This window comes from Acidisphaera rubrifaciens HS-AP3, from assembly GCF_000964365.1.
Lineage (GTDB): Bacteria > Pseudomonadota > Alphaproteobacteria > Acetobacterales > Acetobacteraceae > Acidisphaera > Acidisphaera rubrifaciens.
In genome coordinates, this window is record NZ_BANB01001067.1 from 1 (window position 1) to 349 (window position 349).

The following is a 349-nucleotide window of genomic DNA, read 5'->3' on the forward strand; positions in this document are numbered from 1 at the left end:
GGGCCGGCGGCCCGGCGGGACGGCACGGCCATGCGCGCGCCGGCCGCGGACATGGCCGGTCCGTCGCGCGTTACGCTCCGGTCTGGGCGCGCCCGGCGCAGGTGGACATGATCGCCGCCGCGCAGCACGCCGTGGCCGGCGAGGAAGGCTGGTATTTCTGGGACTGGTCCGCCGCGATGGGCGGGCCGTGCGCCATGGTCCGCTGGGTGGGCGAGCATCTGGGCCGGGGCGATCATGTCCACATGACCGCCGCCGGCTATGCCGACAGCGCCGACTTTCTGTTCGACGACCTCATGCACCGCTACGACGCGTGGCGGGCGCCCGCCGCTAGGGCGCGCCCGGATCGCGG

Annotated in this window: 1 pseudogene; it reads left to right on the forward strand. The window is 75.6% G+C overall.

What is annotated here, in order from left to right:
• Positions 1-107: 107 nt before the first annotated feature.
• Positions 108-349: pseudogene (locus B8460_RS20060) on the forward strand (hypothetical protein); the annotation flags it as partial.